This window comes from Pseudarthrobacter sp. B4EP4b (genome assembly GCF_006680095.1).
Classification (GTDB): Bacteria; Actinomycetota; Actinomycetes; order Actinomycetales; family Micrococcaceae; genus Arthrobacter.
This window is the reverse complement of record NZ_VHIJ01000032.1, coordinates 27,057-48,993: the sequence shown is the minus strand read 5'-3', so window position 1 is coordinate 48,993 and position 21,937 is coordinate 27,057. Positions and strand designations below refer to the sequence as shown.

The 21,937-nt window shown below is 66.6% G+C and carries 17 protein-coding genes; 14 read left to right on the top strand and 3 right to left on the bottom strand.

Features of this window, described 5'->3' with window-relative positions; translation table 11 throughout:
* The first annotated feature begins 42 nt into the window (after window positions 1-42).
* From FNL14_RS11940 to FNL14_RS11910, 7 genes are all read left to right on the top strand, one after another.
* Window positions 43-747, top strand: a complete 705-nt coding sequence (locus FNL14_RS11940; RefSeq protein ID WP_091418310.1) for a hypothetical protein — start codon at window positions 43-45, stop codon at window positions 745-747.
* Window positions 744-5,189 (top strand): FtsK/SpoIIIE domain-containing protein, encoded by a 4,446-nt coding sequence (locus FNL14_RS11935; protein WP_142060299.1) that lies wholly within the window; start codon window positions 744-746, stop codon window positions 5,187-5,189. Before FNL14_RS11940 ends, FNL14_RS11935 begins: the two co-directional genes overlap by 4 nt.
* 120 nt (window positions 5,190-5,309) lie before the next feature.
* Window positions 5,310-5,924 carry a hypothetical protein gene (locus FNL14_RS11930; RefSeq protein WP_142060297.1) on the top strand — a complete coding sequence of 205 codons (615 nt, stop codon included), beginning with the start codon at window positions 5,310-5,312 and terminating at the stop codon, window positions 5,922-5,924.
* 110 nt (window positions 5,925-6,034) lie between these two features.
* Window positions 6,035-8,269 carry an NAD-dependent DNA ligase LigA gene (ligA, locus tag FNL14_RS11925; RefSeq protein WP_255470808.1) on the top strand — a complete coding sequence of 745 codons (2,235 nt, stop codon included), beginning with the start codon at window positions 6,035-6,037 and terminating at the stop codon, window positions 8,267-8,269.
* Entirely contained in the window at window positions 8,266-9,096 is an 831-nt protein-coding gene (locus FNL14_RS11920) for an inositol monophosphatase (RefSeq protein WP_370455855.1), read from the top strand. Before ligA ends, FNL14_RS11920 begins: the two co-directional genes overlap by 4 nt.
* Before the next feature lie 105 nt (window positions 9,097-9,201).
* Window positions 9,202-9,705 (top strand): GNAT family N-acetyltransferase, encoded by a 504-nt coding sequence (locus tag FNL14_RS11915; protein WP_142060293.1) that lies wholly within the window; start codon window positions 9,202-9,204, stop codon window positions 9,703-9,705.
* A gap of 46 nt (window positions 9,706-9,751) precedes the next feature.
* Window positions 9,752-10,135, top strand: coding sequence for a RidA family protein (locus tag FNL14_RS11910; protein WP_142060291.1), 384 nt, complete (start codon window positions 9,752-9,754; stop codon window positions 10,133-10,135).
* Between the two features lies 1 nt (window position 10,136).
* Here FNL14_RS11910 and FNL14_RS11905 read toward each other — a convergent pair whose 3' ends face one another.
* Both FNL14_RS11905 and FNL14_RS11900 read right to left on the bottom strand, forming a co-directional pair.
* Window positions 10,137-10,799 (bottom strand): response regulator, encoded by a 663-nt coding sequence (locus FNL14_RS11905; RefSeq protein WP_091418523.1) that lies wholly within the window; start codon window positions 10,797-10,799, stop codon window positions 10,137-10,139.
* The gene (locus tag FNL14_RS11900) at window positions 10,792-12,540 is read right to left on the bottom strand and encodes a sensor histidine kinase (protein ID WP_181762613.1); all 1,749 of its coding nucleotides are present in this window, start codon (window positions 12,538-12,540) and stop codon (window positions 10,792-10,794) included. Before FNL14_RS11900 ends, FNL14_RS11905 begins: the two co-directional genes overlap by 8 nt.
* A 184-nt stretch (window positions 12,541-12,724) precedes the next feature.
* Here FNL14_RS11900 and FNL14_RS11895 point away from each other — a divergent pair, with 184 nt between their 5' ends.
* The 5 genes from FNL14_RS11895 to FNL14_RS11875 all read left to right on the top strand — a co-directional run bounded on the left by FNL14_RS11895 (window position 12,725) and on the right by FNL14_RS11875 (window position 18,560).
* Window positions 12,725-14,203 (top strand): CitMHS family transporter, encoded by a 1,479-nt coding sequence (locus tag FNL14_RS11895; RefSeq protein ID WP_142060289.1) that lies wholly within the window; start codon window positions 12,725-12,727, stop codon window positions 14,201-14,203.
* A gap of 146 nt (window positions 14,204-14,349) precedes the next feature.
* A complete protein-coding gene (gene gatC, locus FNL14_RS11890; RefSeq protein WP_142060287.1) occupies window positions 14,350-14,646 on the top strand; it encodes an Asp-tRNA(Asn)/Glu-tRNA(Gln) amidotransferase subunit GatC in 297 nt (98 codons plus the stop codon).
* 2 nt (window positions 14,647-14,648) lie between these two features.
* The gene (gatA, locus tag FNL14_RS11885; protein ID WP_142060285.1) at window positions 14,649-16,250 is read left to right on the top strand and encodes an Asp-tRNA(Asn)/Glu-tRNA(Gln) amidotransferase subunit GatA; all 1,602 of its coding nucleotides are present in this window, start codon (window positions 14,649-14,651) and stop codon (window positions 16,248-16,250) included.
* Window positions 16,250-17,758, top strand: coding sequence for an Asp-tRNA(Asn)/Glu-tRNA(Gln) amidotransferase subunit GatB (gene gatB / locus FNL14_RS11880; protein WP_142060283.1), 1,509 nt, complete (start codon window positions 16,250-16,252; stop codon window positions 17,756-17,758). Before gatA ends, gatB begins: the two co-directional genes overlap by 1 nt.
* 208 nt (window positions 17,759-17,966) lie before the next feature.
* The gene (locus FNL14_RS11875; RefSeq protein ID WP_142060281.1) at window positions 17,967-18,560 is read left to right on the top strand and encodes a hypothetical protein; all 594 of its coding nucleotides are present in this window, start codon (window positions 17,967-17,969) and stop codon (window positions 18,558-18,560) included.
* 57 nt (window positions 18,561-18,617) lie between these two features.
* Here FNL14_RS11875 and FNL14_RS11870 read toward each other — a convergent pair whose 3' ends face one another.
* On the bottom strand, window positions 18,618-19,529 hold the full coding sequence (locus FNL14_RS11870; protein WP_142060279.1) for a LysR family transcriptional regulator: 912 nt from the start codon (window positions 19,527-19,529) through the stop codon (window positions 18,618-18,620).
* 144 nt (window positions 19,530-19,673) lie between these two features.
* Here FNL14_RS11870 and tdh point away from each other — a divergent pair, with 144 nt between their 5' ends.
* Window positions 19,674-20,720: an L-threonine 3-dehydrogenase gene (gene tdh, locus FNL14_RS11865; protein WP_091418286.1), complete on the top strand. Its 1,047-nt coding sequence runs from the start codon at window positions 19,674-19,676 to the stop codon at window positions 20,718-20,720.
* Between the two features lie 8 nt (window positions 20,721-20,728).
* The gene (locus FNL14_RS11860) at window positions 20,729-21,925 is read left to right on the top strand and encodes a glycine C-acetyltransferase (protein WP_142060277.1); all 1,197 of its coding nucleotides are present in this window, start codon (window positions 20,729-20,731) and stop codon (window positions 21,923-21,925) included.
* Window positions 21,926-21,937 lie beyond the last annotated feature (12 nt).

The following is a 21,937-nucleotide window of genomic DNA, read 5'->3' as shown; positions in this document are numbered from 1 at the left end:
AGCACGATTCACAGCACTTTGCCCAATGAGGAGGCACAGAAAATGGGGGATCTAGCAATAGATTTCTGTGGTGAATGGTACGAACCCTCGGACGAGGACGTCTTCAACATCGGCCGCGAAGGCGACCTGGAAGTGGACGACAACCCGTACCTGCACCGGCAGTTCCTGCAAGTGGCCCGCTATGACGGGATCTGGTGGCTCAGCAATGTTGGCAGCATGCTTTCCGCCACCGTGGCAGACGCGTCCGGCGGCATGCAGGCCTGGCTTTCGCCCGGCGCCCGCATCCCGCTGGTGTTCAGCCACACGAACATCATTTTCACTGCCGGACCCACCACATACGAATTCGCGGTCCACCTGAAGACGCCGTCTTTCCGGCAGCAGGCGCGGGAGGAGGACAGCAACGGCGACACCACCATCGGCCCCGTGGTGTTCACGGATTCCCAGAAGGCACTGATTGTGGCGCTCGCCGAGCCGATGCTGCGGCGCGAAGGGACCGGCTTCAGTGCCATCCCGTCCTCCGCTGCCGCCGCCAAAACGCTGGGCTGGGCGCTGACCCGCTTCAACCGGAAACTGGACAACGTGTGCGACAAACTGGACCGTGTGGGCGTTGTTGGCCTTCGTGGCGGCGGCGGCAAACTCGCCACCAACCGCCGGGCCCGGCTGGTCGAGCACGCAGTCACCTCGCACCTGGTCACGGCCGATGACCTGTACCTGCTGGAAAAGATGAGGGGTGTGGACGAAGGATGAGGATCCGGCTGACACTCCGCCGGGACCCTGCCGACGCCAAGGACCTCGCCGTCACCGTGGATGGCCTCGCCACGGTGGCCGACGTGGCTGCAACACTCTGGGCCGCCGACCCTGCCCGCAAGGGCACGCCCGCCCCGGACAACCTTTCGCTGAAGATCGATGAGGCCTTTGTGGGCGGCGGCATGCGCGGCAACGTCCTCGCCCGCGAGGACAACCTCCTCGAATCCGGCCTCCGGCCAGGCTCCGTGGTGTCCCTGGCGCAGGTCAGCGCGCAGTTCGGTGACTCCGGTGCCCCCCGCGGCCCCGCGGCCGCCACCCTGCGCGTGCTGTCAGGGCCCGACGTCGGCCGCGAATTTTCGCTGCCATCCGGCACCAGCTACATCGGCCGGGACCGGGACGTGGACATCCGGCTCACCGATCCGCTGACCTCCAAACGCCATGCCCGCATCACGGTGGGCGAAGGCGTGGAAATCGTTGATACGAACTCCGCTAACGGGCTCCTGATGGATGGCCTGCCGGTCACCCGGGCCACGTTGAACTCCTCGGACACCGTCACCCTGGGCGACACCACCATCACCGTGGTGCCGCTGGGACACAACCAGGCCGCCGCGCCCACCTCGCCTTTGGTGGACTACAACCGTTCACCCCGGGTTGTTCCCCGCTTTGAGGAACCCAAGCGCGTCCTGCCCGCCGGACCCAAACGCCCCGAAGACCATCCTTTCCCCTTCATCATGCTGCTCATCCCGCTGTTGATGGGTGCGGTGATTTTTTCGGTCAGCAACAACCCGCTCTCGGCCGTGTTTATGCTGATGATGCCGCTGTTCGTGGTGGGCCATTACGTGGACCAGAAGATGAGGACCAGGCGACAGCAGAAGGACCAGCTCAAGCATTTCCGCGCCTCCATGGCCGCCTTCCGGGAGGACATCACCGAACTGCAGCACGTGGAGCGTGCCGTCCGGCTGCAGGAGGCACCCTCCGTCAGCGACACCGTTAATGCCATCTACAAACTGGGTCCGCTGCTGTGGACCCACCGCCCGGAACACAGCGGCTTCCTGGGCCTGCGGTTCGGCCTGGGCACCGTGCCGTCGCGGGTCCTCCTGGAGGAGCCGGCGAACAACGGCACCGAGGTGGAGTACGCCCGCGAAATCCAGGACTGCATCAAGCAGTTCCGGGACATCGAAGGCGTTCCGGTGGTATCCCAGTTCCGGACAGCCGGGTCCCTGGGCATCGCCGGCGCCCGCGGGCTGGTGGACGATATTGCCCGCGGCATGGTGCTCCAGCTCGCAGGGCTGCACTCACCCGCAGAAGTGGTCCTCACAGCCATCACCTCCGCCCAGTCCAGGGACCGGTGGAACTGGCTCCAGTGGCTGCCACACGTCGGCTCCGGCCACAGCCCCCTGTCCGGCGACCACCTGGCCGCCGGTTCGGCAGGCGGGGCTTCCCTGGTGGCCCGCCTCGAAGACCTGGTGGAAGCCAGGGAAGCCGCCGCCAAACGCTCCGGCCCCGCCCTTCGCCCCGCCCTGGATCCAGCCAAGGACGAGGTGGAGGCACCGGTGGTGCCGGCCGTGCTGGTGGTTGTGGAGGACGATGCCCCCGTGGACCGGGGGCGTCTTACCCGGCTCGCCGAACGCGGCCCGGATGCCGGCGTGCACGTGTTGTGGGTGGCCACCGATGTGCAGGCCCTGCCCGCTGCCTGCCGCGACTTCATGGTGGTGGACGGCGACCACGGCACCACCACCGGACAGGTCCGGCTGGGCCGCCACACCTACCCCGTCAGCTGCGAGAGCGTTGACGCCGAACTTGCCGGGCAGCTGGCCAGGATGCTGACCCCGGTGGTGGACGTGGGCAAACCTGTCACCGATGATTCCGACCTCCCGCGGGCCGTCTCCTATGCCACCCTGATCGGGAAGGACTTCCTGGACAACCCCCAGGCCGTCGCCGAACGCTGGACGGAAAACAACTCCGTTCACAGCAGCGCCGTACCAAACCGCAAGGACAACGGCACGCTTCGCGCACTGGTCGGCTCCAAAGGCGTGGAACCGCTGTACCTGGACCTGAAAAACGAGGGCCCGCACGCCCTGGTGGGCGGAACCACCGGTGCCGGCAAGTCCGAATTCCTGCAGTCCTGGGTGATGGGCATGGCGGCGGCGTACAGCCCCGACCGGGTCAGCTTCCTGTTTGTGGACTACAAGGGCGGGGCCGCTTTCGCTGACTGCATTAACCTGCCGCACACGGTGGGACTGGTAACGGACCTTTCGCCGCACCTGGTCCGGCGCGCGCTGACCTCGCTGCGCGCCGAACTGCACTACCGGGAGCACCTGCTGAACCGGAAAAAGGCCAAGGACCTGCTGGCGCTCCAGCGCGAGGCCGATCCGGAAGCGCCACCCTACCTGATCATCATCGTGGACGAATTCGCCGCGCTCGCCAGCGAGGTCCCCGAGTTCGTGGACGGCGTGGTGGACGTTGCCGCGCGCGGCCGGTCCCTGGGCCTGCACCTCATCCTGGCAACCCAGCGCCCGGCCGGGGTGATCAAGGACAGCCTGCGCGCCAACACAAACCTTCGGGTGGCGCTGCGGATGGCCGACGAAGACGACGCCACGGACATCCTGGGCGTCCCGGACGCCGCCTACTTCGACCCCGCCATCCCGGGTCGGGGCGCGGCCAAGACCGGTCCCGGCCGGATCCAGGGCTTCCAGACCGGCTACGCCGGCGGCTGGACCACGGACAAACCGCAACGGCCGCAGATCGACATTGTGGAGATGGCGTTCGGCTCGGGCCCCAACTGGGAGGCTCCGGCCCCGGAAAAGCCCGTGCTCGAGGCGCCGGCAGGCCCCAACGACATCGCGCGGATGACTGCCACCATTGTCCGCGCGGCCGGCTCGCTTGCGATCGAGGCCCCGCGCAAACCGTGGCTGGATGAACTGGCCAAGACCTACGATTTCTCCAGGCTGCCCAATCCCCGTACGGACGAACAGTTGCTCCTCGGGGTGGCTGATGATCCTGCCAGGCAGGCCCAGCCCACCGTGTTCTACCAGCCGGACAAAGACGGCAATATGGCCATCTACGGCACGGGCGGATCAGGAAAATCTGCGGCTTTGCGCGGCATCGCGATCGCCGCAGCAGTCACACCCCGCGGCGGGCCCGTCCATGTCTACGGAATCGACTGCGGATCCTCCGGGCTGCGGATGCTGGAGGAGCTTCCGCACGTGGGCGGGATCATCAATGGCGACGACGTGGAACGGGTAGGCCGCCTCCTGCGCCTGCTGCGGGACATCGCTGAGCAGCGGTCCGCCGCTTTCGCCGAGGTACGTGCCTCCACCATCGTGGAGTACCGAAAGCTCGCCAACCGGCCCCATGAGAAGCGGATCTTTGTCCTGGTGGACGGTATGTCGGCATTCCGCGAGGCGTACGAACACAGCAGGCTGTCCGGGCTGTGGGACATTTTCCTGCAGCTGGCCACCGACGGCCGTACCCTCGGCATCCACCTGGTGGTCACCGGGGACAGGCCCAACTCGGTCCCGGCCTCATTGCTCGCTTCCATCCAGCGGCGCCTGGTCCTCCGGCTCTCCTCCGAGGAGGACTACATGTCCATGGATGTTCCGCGGGACGTGCTGGGCGCCGGCTCCCCGCCCGGCCGGGGGCTGCTGGACGGGCTCGAAGTGCAGCTTGCCGTGCTGGGCGGGAACTCCAACCTTGCCCTGCAGGCCCGTGAAGTGCATAAGCTCAGCGAAGCCATGCTGCGCCAGGGCCTGGAGTCCGCCCCCGGCATCGAGAGGCTGCCGGAGCAGGTGGATCTGGACGTCCTTCCCGCCGGCGGCCCGGACCTGCCCGTGATCGGCGTCGACAACGAAACGCTCCGCCCGGCTGAGGTCATGGCCCGGGGACCGCTCCTCCTAGCCGGCCCGCCGGGCGCCGGCCGGACCGTCGCGCTCGTGACCCTGGCCTACGCCCTCCGACGGTCCAACCCCGGTACGGAGCTCATCTACATCGGGGCCCGCCGGTCCGCCGTCGCCTCCCTGCCCATCTGGAACCGCTCCGTGGTGGGCCCGGACGACGTAGCCGAGGTAGTGGAAGACCTGGTGGAGCACTCCTCGGGAAACCCGGGGGCTCTGGCCATCTTCATCGAGGGGCTGACGGAATTCACCGACACCATGGCAGAGTCCGGCGTGGGCCGGCTGGTGACAGCGTCCATTAAGGCGGACCAGTGGGTCATCGGTGAATCCGAAACCTCCACCTGGTCCTCGGCCTGGTCCCTGGCCCAGCCCTTCAAATCCGGCCGGCGGGGCCTGCTGCTGAACCCCGGCGACATCGAAGGCGACAGCCTGCTGAACACATCGCTGGGCCGGACCGGCACCGACTTCATCCCCGGCCGCGGGTACGTGGTGGGGCGCGGAAAGGCGCGCAAAATCCAGGTTGCGCTCCCGCCCGAAAACAGGGACTGACACGCCTGGAACAGCAGGGCCGCGGATCCGGTGGATTTGCGGCCCTGCTGCGCGGTGTAGAAGACTACCGGGGACACCAGAAAGCCGCGGTGGGGGACTGCGCGCATCGAAAGGTAGCAAATGACCCCGTCCTCATCGGTTCTCCGAGTTGCTTCGACGACGGCATCAGCAGCAGTCCTGGCCATCACCCTTGGCCTCTTTCCGGCCGGCCCGGCTTCCGCCCAAACTACGGAACCCACGCCCGCATCCACAACATCTCAGGACCAGTGCTTCCTGGTGTTCTGCGGGGCACAGCCTGCCGGCGATCCCAAGCCCGCAGAGCCCACCCGGACCCGGAAACCGAGGGAACCGCAGAGCCCGCCGGCTCCGCCCGCCGATCCTGTGACGGCGGCTCCCGAGCAGCCGGCTCCGTCGGTGGCTCCTCCGGACCACACTGTTCCAGTACAGGTTGCCCCGGCGGCGGAACCGGAAGAATCCACCAGTCCGTCCGCCGTCACCGCCACCGGATCTTCTATTTCTCCGCCACCCACCGGCGCCTCCAGCGGCCAGGACTGGAATACGCCCGTCACCCGTTCTGCCCGGGCCAGCCGGGTGGCTGCTGTCACCCCTGGCCGTGATCCGGGTTCCGGTGATCCTGCCGTCCTGCCGATCATCGCCGGCGTCCTGTTGCTGGGCGCCGCCGGCGCCTCCTTCCTGTGGTGGGGCAGGAACCGGTCCCGCCTTCGGGCCCACTAGGTGAAGGGTCACGGGTTCGAAACCCCGCTGACGTGCCTTGATGGCAAGATAGGTCTGTGAGTACAGGACCAGGCCCCGCAGAACAGACCGCCACCCGCACCACCGAACCCGTGGAACCGGAAGAAACCCCCGCCGACTCAATCCGCGAGGAATACGAGAACCTCGTGGACCTGGTCCGGAAATACCGGTTCGCGTACTACCAGGAAGACGAACCCCTGGTCTCCGATGCCGAATTCGATGTACTGTTCCGGCGGCTGGAGGAAATCGAGGCACTGCATCCGGAACTGGTGTCCAACGACTCGCCCACCCAGGAAGTGGGAGGGGAAGTCTCGGCCGCCTTCGCCGCCGTGGAGCACCTGCAGCGGATGTACAGCCTTGAGGATGTTTTTTCCCTCGAGGAACTCGAAGCCTGGCTCACCAAGGCGTCGGCAAGCATCGAAAAGCTCGGTGACGGATCGCAGCAACCGGCCTGGCTGACCGAATTGAAGATCGACGGGCTCGCGGTCAACCTGCTGTACCGCGATGGCAAACTGGTCCGCGCCGCTACCCGCGGTGATGGCACCACGGGGGAGGACATTACCCACAACGTCCTCACCATCAAGGAGATCCCGCAGGAGTTGAGCGGGGAAGGGTTTCCGGCGGAGATGGAAATCCGGGGCGAGGTGTTTATTCCGTCCCAGGCCTTCGCCGAGTTCAACGAAGCGCTGATCGAAGCAGGCAAAGCGCCCCTCGCCAACCCGCGCAACGCCGCAGCGGGTTCATTGCGCCAGAAGGACCCGGCCGAAACAGCCAAACGGCCCCTGAAGATGTTTGTCCACGGCATCGGCGCCCGCGAAGGGCTCCAGGCGCGCAGCCAGTCCGAAACGTACGCCGCACTGAAGGCCTGGGGCCTGCCGGTGAGCCCCTACTCCGAAGTGCTGGGGAGCCTTGACGAGGTCCTTGACTTCATCAAGCGGTATGGGGACAAGCGCCATAAACTGCTCCATGAGATCGACGGCATCGTGGTCAAGGTGGATGACTTCGCGACCCAGCGGGCCCTCGGCTACACCACCCGGGTGCCGCGGTGGGCTGTCGCCTACAAGTACCCGCCAGAGGAAGTGCACACCAAGCTGCTGGACATCCAGGTGAACGTGGGCCGCACCGGCCGCGTCACGCCCTTCGGCATGATGGAGCCGGTCAAGGTGGCCGGGTCCACCGTGGAAATGGCCACCCTGCACAACCAGGACGTGGTCAAAGCCAAAGGCGTGAAGATCGGCGATATTGTGGTGCTCCGCAAGGCCGGCGACGTCATTCCCGAAATTGTGGGCCCGGTCCTTGCCCTGCGCGACCAGCAGGATCCTCCGGTCCGCGACTTCGTGATGCCCACCGAGTGCCCCTCCTGCGGCACGCCCCTGGCTCCGGCCAAGGAGGGCGATGTGGACATCAGGTGCCCCAACTCAAAATCCTGCCCGTCGCAGCTGCGGGAGCGGGTGTTCCACCTTGCGGGCCGTGGCGCCTTCGACATTGAGGCCCTCGGCTGGGAAGCTGCCATCGCCCTCACCCAGCCGGCCGAGCCCGAGGTTCCGCCGCTCACCACCGAAGCTGCGCTGTTCAGCCTCACCCCGGAGCTTCTGGCTGACGTCCGCATCAGGCGTGAGAAGCGCAGCAAGGGGGTGCCCACCGGGGAGTTCGAAATGGTGCCCTACTTCTACAGCAAGGGCACGGCGAAGTCTCCGTCCAAGCCCACCGCCACCACCGAAAAGCTGTTCAAGGAGCTGGAAAAGGCCAAGACCCAGCCGCTGTGGCGGGTCCTGGTGGCCCTGTCCATCCGGCACGTCGGCCCCCGGGCATCGCGGGCGCTTGCGCAGGCCTTCGGCAGCATGGACGCCATCCGTGCTGCTTCGGAGGAAGACCTGGCACATGTTGACGGCGTGGGCCCTACCATTGCAGCCGCCCTGAAGGAGTGGTTTGCCGAGGACTGGCACGTTGACATCGTGGACCGCTGGGCTGCAGCCGGTGTCCGCATGGAGGACGAGCGGGATGAGTCCATGCCGCGGACCCTGGAGGGTCTCACCGTGGTGGTGACTGGCTCCCTGCCGAACTTCAGCCGGGACGAGGCGAAGGAGGCCATCCTGCTGCGCGGAGGCAAAGCCGCAGGTTCCGTCTCCAAAAACACCAGCTATGTGGTGGCCGGCGAAAACGCCGGAACCAAGCTGGACAAGGCTGAACAGCTGGGCGTACGCGTGCTGGATGAGGACGGCTTCCGGCAGCTGCTGGCCGGGGGTCCCGCTGCGCTGGGGGATGGCACTGGTGCCGCGGCGGAACCGGCCGGGGCGGAACCGGCAGAGGCGGAGGCAGCCTCATGAGCGGTGCCGGGGCAGCGCTGATATCGCCGGCCGAACTGTTGGAGGTGGCCAAGGACGCCGCAGCGGCGGGCGCCCAAGTCCTTGCCGGCCGGAACGGTGACGCGCTCCAGGTCAGCAACAAGGGCGACGCCGGCGATTGGGTCACCGCGTTCGACATCGCCGCTGAGAATGCCGTCCGTGGCGTCATCACGGCTGCGCGGCCGGGGGACAGCATCACCGGTGAGGAACACGGGACCACCAGGCCGGCGGAGGCCAGCGGCTACCGCTGGTCCATCGACCCCCTGGATGGCACCACCAACTTCATCCGCAACATCGTCTACTACGGCACCTCTGTTGCGGTGGCGGATTCCGACGGCGCCTGGCTGGCCGGTGTCGTCAACGCCCCTGCACTGGGCCGCGTCTACTACGCTGCCCGCGGCCAGGGTGCGTGGCTGGAAGAAGCCGGAACCCTGACGCGTTTGGAAGGCCCCGTCCCGGGCCGCAAGGGGCAGATCCTTGCCACCGGCTTCAACTATGATCCGCTGGTCCGCTCCGAGCAGGCCGCCCAGTTTGCCGGACTGCTGGAGGGGTTCGCGGACGTCCGCCGGCTGGGATCCGCCGCGCTGGACCTGTGCATGGTGGCGGACGGCACGCATGACGCCTTCGGCGAACGGGGGCTGAACGAGCATGACTTCTCCGCCGGCGCCCTGATCGCGGAGGAAGCAGGGTGCTGGGTCCGCCGCCCGAGGCTGAGAAGCCCGCTGGATGGCGGGCCCACGGACGAGGAACGGCTTGACGCCTGGACCTGCGCGGCCGGCCTGGAGCTGTCCGGCAAATTTCCGCTTTGACTGCCGGTGCCCGCCAGGACTGCCGGTCCCGCCCTGAATGATAGTTCAGTCACGGAAAGCCGCGCTTAGCAGGGTGGTACTGGTCAGTACCACTACCATTGACGGGTGCCTTCGCAGATAACCGTCCGTCCCGCCGTCGAATCCGATTTCGACGCCGTTGCCCGCATCACCAGGGATTCGTACCTGGCAGCCGGGTATTTTGACGACGCCGGGCACCCGTATATGCGCAAGGTCCAGGACGTCGCGGAGCGCGCCGGCCAGGCCACGGTCTGGGTGGCAGAGCGGGGCGGAGACGTCGTGGGGTCGGTGACCCTGGCGTTTGCGGGCGAGCCGTACGCGGACATCGCCCTGCACGACGAGCTGGAGTTCCGCATGCTGGTGGTGGACCCGGCCGTGCAGCGCAGCGGCGCCGGCAAGGCCATGATGGCCGCCATTGTGGACCACGCCAAGGCACTGGACGGGATCAACGCCGTCTCGCTGACCACCGGAAGCACCTGGGAAAGTGCACGCGGCCTGTACAACAAGACCGGCTTCGCCCGGGTGCCGGACCGGGACTGGTTCGTCCCCGGAACTGACATAAAACTGCTGGTTTACCGGCTGGACCTGTAGCCGCCCTAAAGTGGTGCCGACTCATTCCAGCTTTGAAAGGCCCACCATGCGCAAAACCTTCGGCACCGGCTCCGTCTGGGAACAGACCCTCGGCTACTCCCGCGCCGTCCAGGTGGACAACACCCTGTACATTTCCGCCACCGCAGCCAGCGGCGAGGACGGCATCGTGGGGAACGATTTTTACACGCAGACCCAGTTCATCCTGCAGAAGCTCGGCAAGGTCCTCGCGGACGCCGGCTTCAGCTTCGAGGACGTGGTCCAGTCCAAGCTGTACCTGACGGACATCAGCAAGTGGGAAGATGCCGGCCGCGCGCACGGTGAAGTGTTCGGCGACATCCGGCCCACCCTGTCCCTGGTCCACGTCCTGCCCTTCCTGGACCCCGAAATGCTCGTCGAAATCGAACTCGTAGCCCAGAAAAGCGCGAACTAACTTACCCCGCCGGCAGGCCGTAGCGGTGCTCCGGCCTGCCGGTGGTCCCGTAGCGCAGCTGGATGTCCACGGCGCCGTCGTCGGCCAGCGAAGACAGGTACCGCTGCGCCGTCGCCCGGGAAACACCCACCCGGCCTGCCACCTCCGCCGCCGAGTACTGCTCACCGGGGACCAGGGACTCGAGCACCGCGGCCTCCGTGGCGGACCTGGGCCTTGACGACGGCGAAACGTCACCGGGGATGAGCGAGCGCTTGGCCCGCTCCACCGCGTCCTGGTCCAGCGCTCCCGGCTGGGACAGCAGGCGCCGGTACCGGGCATAGGACCGCAGCTGCTGGGACAGGGACTCCGAGGTAAACGGCTTCAGCAGGTAGCCCAGGGCACCGCGGCGGAAGGCCACGCGGATGGAGGCTGCGTCCGAGGCGGCGCTGAGGATCACGGTGTCCACGTCCAGCTGCTGTAAAAGGTCCAGCCCTGAAGCGTCGGGCAGGTAAACGTCCAGCAGAACCAGGTCCGGCCGGAGGCTATGGATGGCCTGCAGCGCCAGCGACGCCGTTCCCACGGGAGCCAGTGCCAGGAACCCCGCCACCGAATCCACATAGGCGGCGTGCAGCTTGGCCACGTGGAAGTCGTCATCCACGATCAGCACCCGAAAATCATCAGCCATGGTGGTCCTTTCCTGCGGCATCCCGGGACGCCGCATCATTGAGCCGGGAGTCCTTGGTCCCCGCCGTAGTCCCCGCAGTGGTGCCGGGGAGAGTTGCCATAAAGACTGCTCCAGGGCCGCCCCGCCGTCCGCGTTCGAGCAACTTCACGTCCCCGCCGCGGCGCCTGGCCAGCTGGCGGGCCAAGGCAAGCCCGAACCCCTGGCCGCCGCCGGCACGTACAGGGCCGGAAGCGGTGGTGAAACCTTCGGCGAAGACCGCTTCGGCGTCCGTTTCCTTCGCCAGCCCGTCGCCCGAGTCGGCGACCACCACATGGAGGGTGCCGCCGTCGTCGCCCGGCTCATCCAGCACCTCCAGCTCCACCCAGCGGTCCTCCGCCGAGCCGGCCACGGCGGCATTAACCGCATTGTCGATCAGGTTGCCCAGCACTGTGGTCACGTCCTGGGCGTCGGTGACCTGCCCGCGGACCAGGGTCTCGGGCCCTATCCGCAGGGTAACCCCGCGCTCGTCGGCCTCCACGCCTTTGGCTCCGATGAAGGCCTGCAGGTACGGGTCCTGGAGCAGTTCTGCCTGGTCCACAGGGAATTTCAGCGGCCCGGTGGCGGCCAACCGGGCAAGGTACTCGCGGGCCTGCTGGTGCTGGCCAATGCTCATGAACCCGGCGATGGTGTGCAGCTGGTTGGCGAACTCGTGCCGCTGCGCCCGCAATGCGGTGGACATGGTGCCCACGGCGTCCAGTTGCCGGGTGAGCTGCTGCAGCTCCGTGCGGTCGCGGAGCATCACCACCCAGCCCAGGTCCTCCCGCCGGTGCAGGGCTTTGCGCGCGTTGGCCACCAGCACCCGGCCGCCCGCCACGAGTTCAACGGCGGAAGTATCGCCTGAGCCAGGCCGGGTCAGGGACTTCAGCAGGTCCGGTACGGGGGCGTCCGCCCAAGGGGTTCCGGCGAGGCCGCCGAGCCCCAGCAGGCGCTGGGCGGCGGCGTTGAAAACGGTGATCCTGCCGTCGGCGGAAACACCGATTACGCCGTCGTCCACACCCTGGAGGACCGCCACCTGGTCATGGACCAGGGTGCTGATCTCTTCCGGCTCCAGGCCCAGGGTGAGGCGCTGCAGGCGGCGGCGCAGCAGGAAGGATCCCAGGACGCCGGCGAGCAGGGCGCCGGTAGCAGTCAGCGCGACCGGGCCGATGTCCCGTTCCACGCTCTGGCCCACGGTTTCCATGGAATACCCCACGCTGACCTCGCCCACCACGGTGCTGCTGCCGGGGGCGTAGACGGGAACCTTCGCACCGGCGGACGGACCAAGTGTTCCGGTGTTCCGGGTGGTCACCTCCTGGCCGGACAGCGCCTCGGACGGATCGGTGCTCACCCTTTCACCGAGCCGCTGCGGATCCGGATGGGCCAGCCGTAGACCTGTTTCGTCGGTGATCACCACAAACAGTGCACCGGTCCGGGTGCGTACCGCTTCGGCGGATGCCATCAGCGGTCCGGCGGCGAGTTCGGAGGGCGGGGGAGTGCCGGGCTGTTCACTGACGGCCAGTACGTCGGCCCGGACGGACGGATCCGAGGCTACGGTCCGGGCCAGCGTCAGTGCCTGGTTCTCCGCTTCGCGGCCCACCCGGTCATAGGTCAGCCAGGCATGGACCGTGGCGCTGAGCAGAACCACCAAAAGCACCACCGCCAGCTGCAGCAGCAGCGTCTGCGTGGAGAACCGCAGCGGCGCGCGGGGACTGGAACGCGGCATGATCCTCCTCGATCGGGGTGGGTGATTCGGGCCCGCAAAGCCCGTGAGCACAATGAGCTAAATGCTCGCAATAAGCAGTATGCCAATCAATTGAGCCAAAGGCACTGCCGTGACGGCGGCCACCCTAAAGTCTGTAGCACGCGTCACACCGCCGTGCCGCTGTTCACAAAGAAGGAGCCCAGCCGTGCTGGTATTACTTGGATTCGCCATGATCGCGGTATTCATGGTGCTGATCATGACGAAGAAGTTGACGCCAGTGCTGGCGTTGATCATCGTCCCCACAGTTTTTGGCCTTTTCGCCGGCGCTGGCCTGGGCATTGGCGACATGGTGATGGACTCGATGAAGTCCATGACTTCCACAGCAGCCCTGCTGATGTTCGCCATCATCTACTTCGGCCTCATGATCGACGTCGGGCTGTTTGATCCGCTGGTCCGTTTCATCCTGCGCAAGCTGGGCAACGACCCCGCCAAGGTGGTCCTGGGCACCGCCCTGCTGGCAGCTGCGGTATCCCTGGACGGCGACGGATCCACCACCTTTATCCTCACCACCGCCGCCATGCTGCCGATCTACCTGCGGCTGAAGATGAGCCCTGTGGTCCTTACCTGCGTGGCGGGCCTGGCCAACGGCACCATGAACATCGTGCCCTGGGGCGGCCCCACCGCCCGCGCCGCCAGCGCCCTGAAGATCGACGTCAATGAGGTCTTCGTCCCCATGATCCCGTCCCTGGCCGCCGGCCTGGCCGTTGTCCTGGTCTTCGCCTGGGTCCTGGGCCTCCAGGAACGCAACCGTCTCCGCGCCACCCAGCCCGAAATCTGGGGAGTGCCTGACACCGCTGAAGCGTTCGACGGCGGCACGCCCGCCCCCGGCACTGGCACCTTCAGCGGCGGCGCAGGACGCAAGGGGAACAACCCCGGCGGAGCAGTTCCCGCCGTCGACGGTTCCGCCGGCTCCTCCGTTGCAGTCCTGGAACGCACCGAAACACTCGTGGACGAAGACAACACCGCCATGGCAGGCACTGCCCTGGATCCGAACCGCAGCACCCTGCGCCCCAAGCTGCAGTGGTTCAACCTGGCCCTCACGGTGGCCGTGATGGGCATGCTCATCGCAGACCTCGTGCCCCTGCCGTACGTCTTTATGGTCGGTTCCGCCATCGCCCTGCTGGTCAACTTCCCCAAGGTCAAGGACCAGGGCGCCCAGCTGATTGCACACGCACCGTCCATCGTTGCCGTGGTCAGCATGGTCATGGCCGCCGCTGTCCTCACCGGTGTCCTCAAGGGCACGGGCATGGTGGAAGCGATGTCCGCCTGGCTGGTCCAGATCATCCCGTCCAGCATGGGCCCGTTCATGGCCGTTATCACCGGCCTCCTGAGCATCCCCATGACGTTCTTCATGAGCAACGACGCCTTCTACTTCGGTGTGCTTCCCGTCCTGAGCGAGACTGCTGCGCACTACGGCATCAGCGGCGCCGAGATGGCCCGCGCCTCCATCACGGGCCAGCCGTTCCACATGCAGAGCCCGCTGGTTCCCGCCATCCTGCTCCTGGTATCGCTGGCCAAGGTTGACCTGGGCGACCACCACAAGAAAGTCCTGTGGCGTGCGGCAGTTGTTTCGCTGGTCATGCTCGGAATTGGAGTGCTGACTGGAGCTATTGGTATCGGCTAGTCTGTACCTGCCGCGTGTTGCCCCTTGTGGGCAGTACCCCGGCATGAAGGTGCCCGTCTGACGCCCGCTGGGGGTCGTCAGACGGGCATCTTCGTTTCCCCACTAGAATGGATCGGAAATCAATTCGAACTTTGCAGGGGAGATCCATGGCTGCGATCAACCGTGACGATGTTGCGCATCTCGCGCGGCTCGCTCACATTGAGATGAGTGCTCAAGAGCTGGACAGGATGGCCGGAGAACTCGCCGTCATCGTTGATTCGGTCAAATCCGTCAGTGAAGCCGCCGGTGACGACGTGCCGGCCACATCCCACCCCATCCCGCTCAGCAATGTCTTCCGTGAGGACGTTGTGGGGCACACCTTCACAGCGGAACAGGCACTTTCCGGTGCACCGGACTCAGACGAGAACCGCTTCAAGGTTCCGGCAATCCTGGATGAGGCATAACCATGACTGACAACAACGAACTCATCCGCCTCTCAGCCGCTGACCTGGCTGAAAAGCTGGCTGCCGGCGAGGTGACCTCGGTGGAGGTCACCCAGGCATATCTGGACCGGATCGCCGCGGTTGACGGCGGAGAACGCGGCGTCAACGCCTTCCTGCACGTCAACGCCGAAGAGGCGCTCGCCGTCGCCGCCGAGGTGGACGCCATCCGCGCCGCCGGCGGAGCGGAAGCCGAAGCACTGCATGTGCTGGCCGGTGTGCCTATCGCCGTTAAGGACCTCATCGTCACGGTGGGCCAGCCCACCACCGCAGGGTCGAAGATCCTCGAGGGCTGGCACAGCCCCTACGATGCCACCGTGGTGGAGCGCCTGCGCGCCGCGAAGATGCCCATCCTGGGCAAGACCAACCTGGACGAGTTCGCCATGGGCTCCTCCACGGAGCACTCCGCCTACGGCCCCACGCGCAACCCGTGGGACCTGGACCGGATCCCGGGCGGCTCCGGCGGCGGGTCCGCTGCCGCCGTCGCGGCTTTTGAGGCTCCGCTCGCCCTTGGCACCGATACCGGCGGGTCCATCCGCCAGCCGGGCGCCGTCACCGGCACCGTGGGCGTGAAGCCCACGTACGGCAGCGTGTCCCGCTACGGCGCCATCGCCATGGCCTCCTCGCTGGACCAGATCGGCCCCGTTTCGCGGACCGTCCTGGACTCGGCACTCCTGCACCAGGTCATCGGCGGGCACGACCCCCACGACTCCACTTCGCTGCCGGACCCGCTGGCGGACCTCGTCGCCGCAGCGAAGACCGGCAACGTTGAGGGCCTGCGGATCGGCATCATCAAGGAACTCCATGGCGAGGGCTACCAGGCCGGCGTAGAAAACCGCTTCAACGATGCCCTGGAGCTCCTCAAGGAGGCAGGCGCGCAGATCGTTGAGGTTTCCTGCCCCAACTTCCAGTACGCCCTGGGCGCCTACTACCTGATCATGCCCTCCGAGGCGTCCTCCAACCTCGCAAAGTTCGACGGCGTCCGCTACGGCCTGCGCGTCCTGCCCGAGGACGGGCCCATGACCATCGAACGTGTCATGGGTGCCACCCGCGCCGCCGGCTTCGGCGACGAGGTCAAGCGCCGTATCATCCTGGGCACCTACGCCCTGTCCGCCGGCTACTACGACGCCTACTACGGCTCCGCGCAGAAGGTCCGCACCCTGGTCCAGCGTGACTTCGAGGCTGCCTTCACCGTGGCGGACGTCCTGATTTCGCCCACGGCCCCCACCACAGCCTTCCGCCTCGGCGAGAAGCTGGACGATCCGCTGGCCATGTACCTGAACGACGTCGCCACCATCCCCGCAAACCTCGCCGGCGTGCCGGGCCTCTCCCTGCCAGGCGGCCTTGCGGACGAGGACGGCCTGCCCGTGGGTATCCAGCTGCTGGCCCCGGCCCGCGAGGACGCCCGCCTGTACCGCGTGGGCGCCGTGCTGGAGTCACTGCTTGAAGCGAAGTGGGGCGGCCCGCTGCTGGCCCAGGCGCCGGATCTGGCCGCTGCCGTGGCCGGAGCCGCCTCGCCGGTCGTTGAGCCTGTCGAAACCCTTGTTGGAAGCCAGGAGGCAAAATAATGAACACTGACGCAATCCTGAGCTTCGAAGAGGCCATGGAGAAGTACGATCCCGTCCTGGGGTTCGAGGTCCATGTGGAGCTCAACACCAAGACCAAGATGTTCTCCTCCGCCCCGAACGTTTTCGGCGACGAGCCCAACACCAACGTCAACGAAGTGGACCTCGGCATGCCCGGCGTCCTGCCCGTGGTGAACAAGGCAGCGATCGAGTCCTCGATCAAGATCGGCCTGGCCCTGAACTGCAAGATCGCCGAATCCTGCCGCTTCGCCCGGAAGAACTACTTCTACCCGGACACCCCCAAGAACTTCCAGACCTCCCAGTACGACGAACCCATCGCGTACGACGGATACTTGGACATCGAACTCTCTGACGGCACTGTGTTCCGGGTGGAGATCGAGCGCGCCCACATGGAGGAGGACGCCGGCAAGCTGACCCACATGGGCGGCGCCACCGGACGGATCCAGGGAGCAGACTTCTCGCTGGTGGACTACAACCGCGCCGGCGTGCCCTTGGTGGAAATCGTCACCAAGCCCATCGAGGGTGCCGGTTCCCGCGCGCCTGAGCTGGCCAAGGCGTATGTGGCCGCGGTGCGCGAGATCGTAAAGAACCTTGGTGTGTCCGACGCGAAGATGGAGCGCGGCAACGTGCGCTGCGACGCCAACGTCTCGCTCCGCCCGCATGGCCGCGAACGGTTCGGCATCCGGTCCGAGACCAAAAACGTGAACTCGCTGCGCGCCGTCGAACACGCGGTCCGTTACGAAATCCAGCGGCATGCCGCGGTGCTGGACTCCGGCGAGCCGGTCATCCAGGAGACCCGCCACTGGCACGAGGACACCCGCACCACCACGTCCGGCCGCGCGAAGTCCGACGCCGACGACTACCGCTACTTCCCGGAACCGGACCTCGTTCCCGTGGTTCCGTCCCGCGAATGGGTGGAGGAGCTGCGCGCCACGCTGCCCGAGCCGCCGGCCGCCCGCCGCAAGCGTCTGCAGGCGGACTGGGGTTACTCCGATCTGGAATTCCGCGATGTGGTGAACGCCGGCGTGATGGACGAGATCGAGGAAACGATAGCTGCCGGTGCTTCCGCATCCGTCGCCCGTAAGTGGTGGATGGGCGAGATCGTGGGCCGCGCCAAGAACGCCGACGTGGACCCGGGCCAGCTCGGTGTCCAGCCCGCCACCATTGTGGAGCTCGCCCGCATGGTGGAGGAAGGCAAAATTAACAACAAGATGGCCTCCGAGGTGCTGGACGGCGTGCTCGCCGGCGAAGGCACCCCCGCGGAAATCGTGGAGAAGCGCGGCCTGGCCGTGGTCTCCGACGATGGGCCCCTGCTCGAAGCCATCGACGCCGCCCTGGCCGCGCAGCCCGACGTCGCGGACAAGATCCGCGGCGGCAAGGTGCAGGCCATCGGTGCCATCGTGGGCGGGGTCATGAAGGCCACCCGCGGCCAGGCCGACGCCGCCCGGGTCCGTGAATTGATCCTGGAGAAGCTGGGCGTCACCGTCTAGCCCGCCAACCCCAACTGGGTAGCGCCAAGTGTCGTTTTGAGCGTCCGTAACGACACTTGGCGCTACCCAGTTTTCTTTTAAGTAGTACTCAGGTCACCGTCGGCCGCTGACTACTCGTGTGCAGCGGCATGCGGCGGTCCTACACTGAAGCTCCAGGGCGCCGGTTCCAGGGAGGCCGGCCCTGCCGCCGTTGTGGGAGGTATGTTCAATGTCTGTCCGGGGACCGTTCAAATACCGCAAAGCCGTGCTCGCGGGGGTCGTGGCGCTGGGTCTGACCGGGACGGGGGCGGCCTTTGTGTGGGCAGCAAGTGACCCCGCCCCGCCGTCGCCCTCGCAGTCACAGTCCGAGCGGGGCAAGTCCGATGATGCTCCGGGGCAAAAAAAGCCGGACAAATCGCAGCGCCCGCAGCATCTCCACAGCGAAGGCGTGGTCAAGAAGGCCGACGGCACTTTCCAGACCATCCTTGAACAGCGCGGCACGGTGGAGGCCGTCAGCGACACCTCGATTACCGTCAAGAGCGAGGACGGCTACTCCCAGGCGTACGCGGTCAACCCGGACACAAAGGTCACCAAGGCTCCGGCCGCCGAGCCGGACGACTCCGAGGGAACGGACGACGGCGGCAAGCGGCTTAAGCCGGCCGAGGGAACCATTGCGGACATCGCCACCGGGGACGCCGTCCGGGTTTCCGGAGTGAAGGACGGCGACCAGGCCACGGCGGAGAGGATCGCGGAGGGTGCCGGCGACGGACCCGGGTTCGGGATGGGCCGCGGGCACGGCCACGGCAAGGGCCACTCAAAGTAGGTAGCGGCAAGTGTCGTTTTGGACGCTCACAACGACACTTAGTGCTACCCAGTTGGGTCAGCCCTGTTCCACCAGCCCGGCCATGATGCCCTGCAGCGCATCGGAGACGATCATGACCGAACGGCGCTTCAGGTTTTCCGGCCGGGCCAGCAGGTCGATCCGGCGCCGCGTGCTGATGCCCTCAAGTGGGCGCAGCACAATGTCCGGGTTGAGTACCGGGCCCGCCGTGTACCGCGGCAGCAGCCCCACCACCCCGCCGGTAGCCACCAGCGCGGCCACGGTGGAATAGTCGTTGATCCGGTGGACAATGTTCAGCTCGCTGCTGGAGACGGCCGCGACGGCGGACAGGACATCGGCGGGGGAGTAGCCGGCGTGGCTGGTCACCCAGGCCTCGCCGCCGACGTCGTCCGCCGTCACGGCAGGCTTCCCCGCCAAAGGATGGCCAGCCGGCAGGGCAACATCCAGCGGCTCGTGCGCGAGCGGTATCACCGTGACCCGTTCGGCGGGCCAGCGGGGGCTGTGGTCCATCCGGTGCGCCAGGACCAGGTCGTAGCGGGCCGTCAGGGCTGGGAAATCCTGCTGCGCCACGTCCTCATCGGACAGTTCGATCCGCGGCTGGCCGGGCGAATCGAGGATTCTCGCCAGCGGTGCAAAGACGGCCTGCCCCACACTGTGGAAACCGGACAGGGTGACCCTGCCGGCCGCCTCGCCGTGATAATTCCCGATGGCTCCGCGGGCGTCCGCCATGGCGCTGACGACCGCGGCACCGGCGTCCGCCAGCACCTGGCCTGCCTCGGTGAGCACCAGGTTACGGCCCTCTTTGCGCGTCAGCGGCACGTCCACGGTCCGCTGCAGCAGGGCCAGCTGCTGGGACACTGCCGAGGGAGTGACCATCAGTGTGTCCGCTACCGCCTTGACGCTTCCCAGGGCGCCGAGTTCGCGCAGGATTTCCAGCTGGTGTATCTCCATGCTTTCAGTCTATGCGTTAGCTTTTGCTACATCGTTGATTGAGAAATTAGCGGTTGTGCTAAAGCTTCTTCCTCGCTGTAATGAGGAGGTCAGCACCCGCCGACGACGCAGACAACGTGACGCAGACAAAGAGTAAGGAAGCCGATGAAGGCTTTGTACAAGGCCGGCCCACAGGCCGGTTTCGAGTTCGTGGACCGCCCCGAACCGGTGGCCGGCCCCGCCGACGTGAAGATCCGCGTGATGACTACCGGCATCTGCGGTACCGACCTCCACATCCAGTCCTGGGACTCCTGGGCGCAGGGGATCATCGAAGCTCCCCTCATCCCCGGCCACGAGTTCTACGGTGAAGTGGTGGAGGTGGGCGAGGACGTCCGCGACGTCAAGGTGGGGGACCGGGTGTCCGGCGAAGGCCACGTGGTCTGCGGAATCTGCCGGAACTGCCGGGCGGGCCGTCGGCAGATGTGCATCCACACGGTCAGTGTGGGCGTGCAGCGGGACGGCGCATTTGCCGAATACGTGGTGATCCCCGAAACCAACGTCTGGGTCCATCACGATCCCTCGGTCACGCCTGAACTCGGCGCCATTTTCGACCCCTTCGGCAACGCTGTGCACACGGCTCTGAGCTTTCCGCTGGTGGGCGAGGATGTGCTCATCACCGGAGCCGGGCCCATCGGTTTGATGGCCATCGCCGTCGCCCGCCACGCCGGTGCCCGCAAGATCGCCATCACCGACGTGTCCCCGCACCGGCTCGAACTGGCCCGCCGACTGGGCGCAGACCTCGCCATCAACGTCGCCACCACCAGGGTCCGCGATGCCCAGCGTGAGCTGGGCATGCGGGAAGGATTCGATATCGGCATGGAGATGTCCGGCCACCCCACCGCCCTGCCGGAGATGATCGACAACATGAACCACGGCGGCCGGATCGCGATGCTGGGGCTGCCCAGCCAGGACATCACGATTGACTGGGGCAAGGTGGTGACCCACATGCTGACGCTCAAGGGCATCTACGGCCGCGAAATGTACGAGACCTGGTACGCCATGAGCGCCATGCTCTCGTCCAACCCCGTGCTGCACGCCGGCATCTCCGCCGTCGTTACTGATACGCTCCCTGCCACCGACTGGGAAAAGGGTTTTGACCTGGCCCGCAGCGGTGCCGGCGGAAAAGTTGTCCTCGACTGGACCCGACTCTAAGGAACACCATGTATACCTCGATCAAGGACCAGCTGGGCGCCGAGCTGGAGGAGATCCGCACCGCGGGGCTCTTCAAGACCGAACGCAGCATCAACTCGCCGCAGTCAAGCCACATCAACGCCGGCGTGCTTGGCCAGCCGGGCGCGGATGTATTGAACTTCTGCGCGAACAACTACCTGGGCCTGGCTGACCACCCGGAGATCATCAACGCGGCCAAGGCGGCCATGGACGAGCGCGGCTTCGGGATGGCCAGCGTGCGCTTCATCTGCGGCACCCAGGACCTGCACCTGGAACTCGAAGCCCGCGTCTCCCGGTTCCTCGGAACCGAGGACACCATCCTGTTCTCCAGCTGCTTCGACGCCAACGGCGGGGTCTTCGAATCCCTCTTCGGCCCGGAGGATGCCATCATCTCCGACGCCCTGAACCATGCCTCCATCATCGACGGCATCCGCCTCTGCAAAGCACAGCGGTACCGGTACGCCAACCAGGACATGGCGGACCTGGAGTCAAAGCTGGTGGAAGCAAAAGATGCCCGCCGCAAGATCATCGTCACCGACGGCGTCTTTTCCATGGACGGATACCTCGCACCGCTGGAAGCGATCTGCGACCTCGCCGAGAAGCACGACGCCCTGGTGATGGTGGACGACTCGCACGCGGTGGGCTTCATGGGCGCAACCGGGGCAGGCACTCCCGAACACGCCGGTGTGTCGCAGCGGGTGGACATCTACACCGGCACATTCGGCAAGGCACTGGGCGGCGCCTCGGGCGGATACGTCTCGGGCCGCAGTGAAGTGGTGGCTATGCTCCGGCAGAAGGCCCGCCCCTACCTGTTCTCCAACTCGCTGGCCCCGGCCATCGTGGCCGCCACCATCAAAGCCCTTGACCTGGTGGAGAACTCGGCGGATCTGCGGCGCCAGCTTTTCGAGAATGCCGCACTGTTCCGGCGCCGCATGACGGAGGAAGGCTTTGACCTGCTGCCCGGCGAACACGCCATCGTCCCGGTGATGTTCGGCGACGCCGTCCTGGCCGCGAAGGTGGCGGACCGGATGCTGAAGCACGGCGTCTTCGTCACCGCCTTCAGCTTCCCGGTGGTTCCGCGCGGGGCGGCAAGGATCCGCGTGCAGCTTTCGGCCGCGCATTCAGCGGACGACGTCGAGGCGTGCGTTCGTGCCTTCGTCGCCAGCCGTGCCGAGGTGGCAGGCTGAGGACGCGGACGC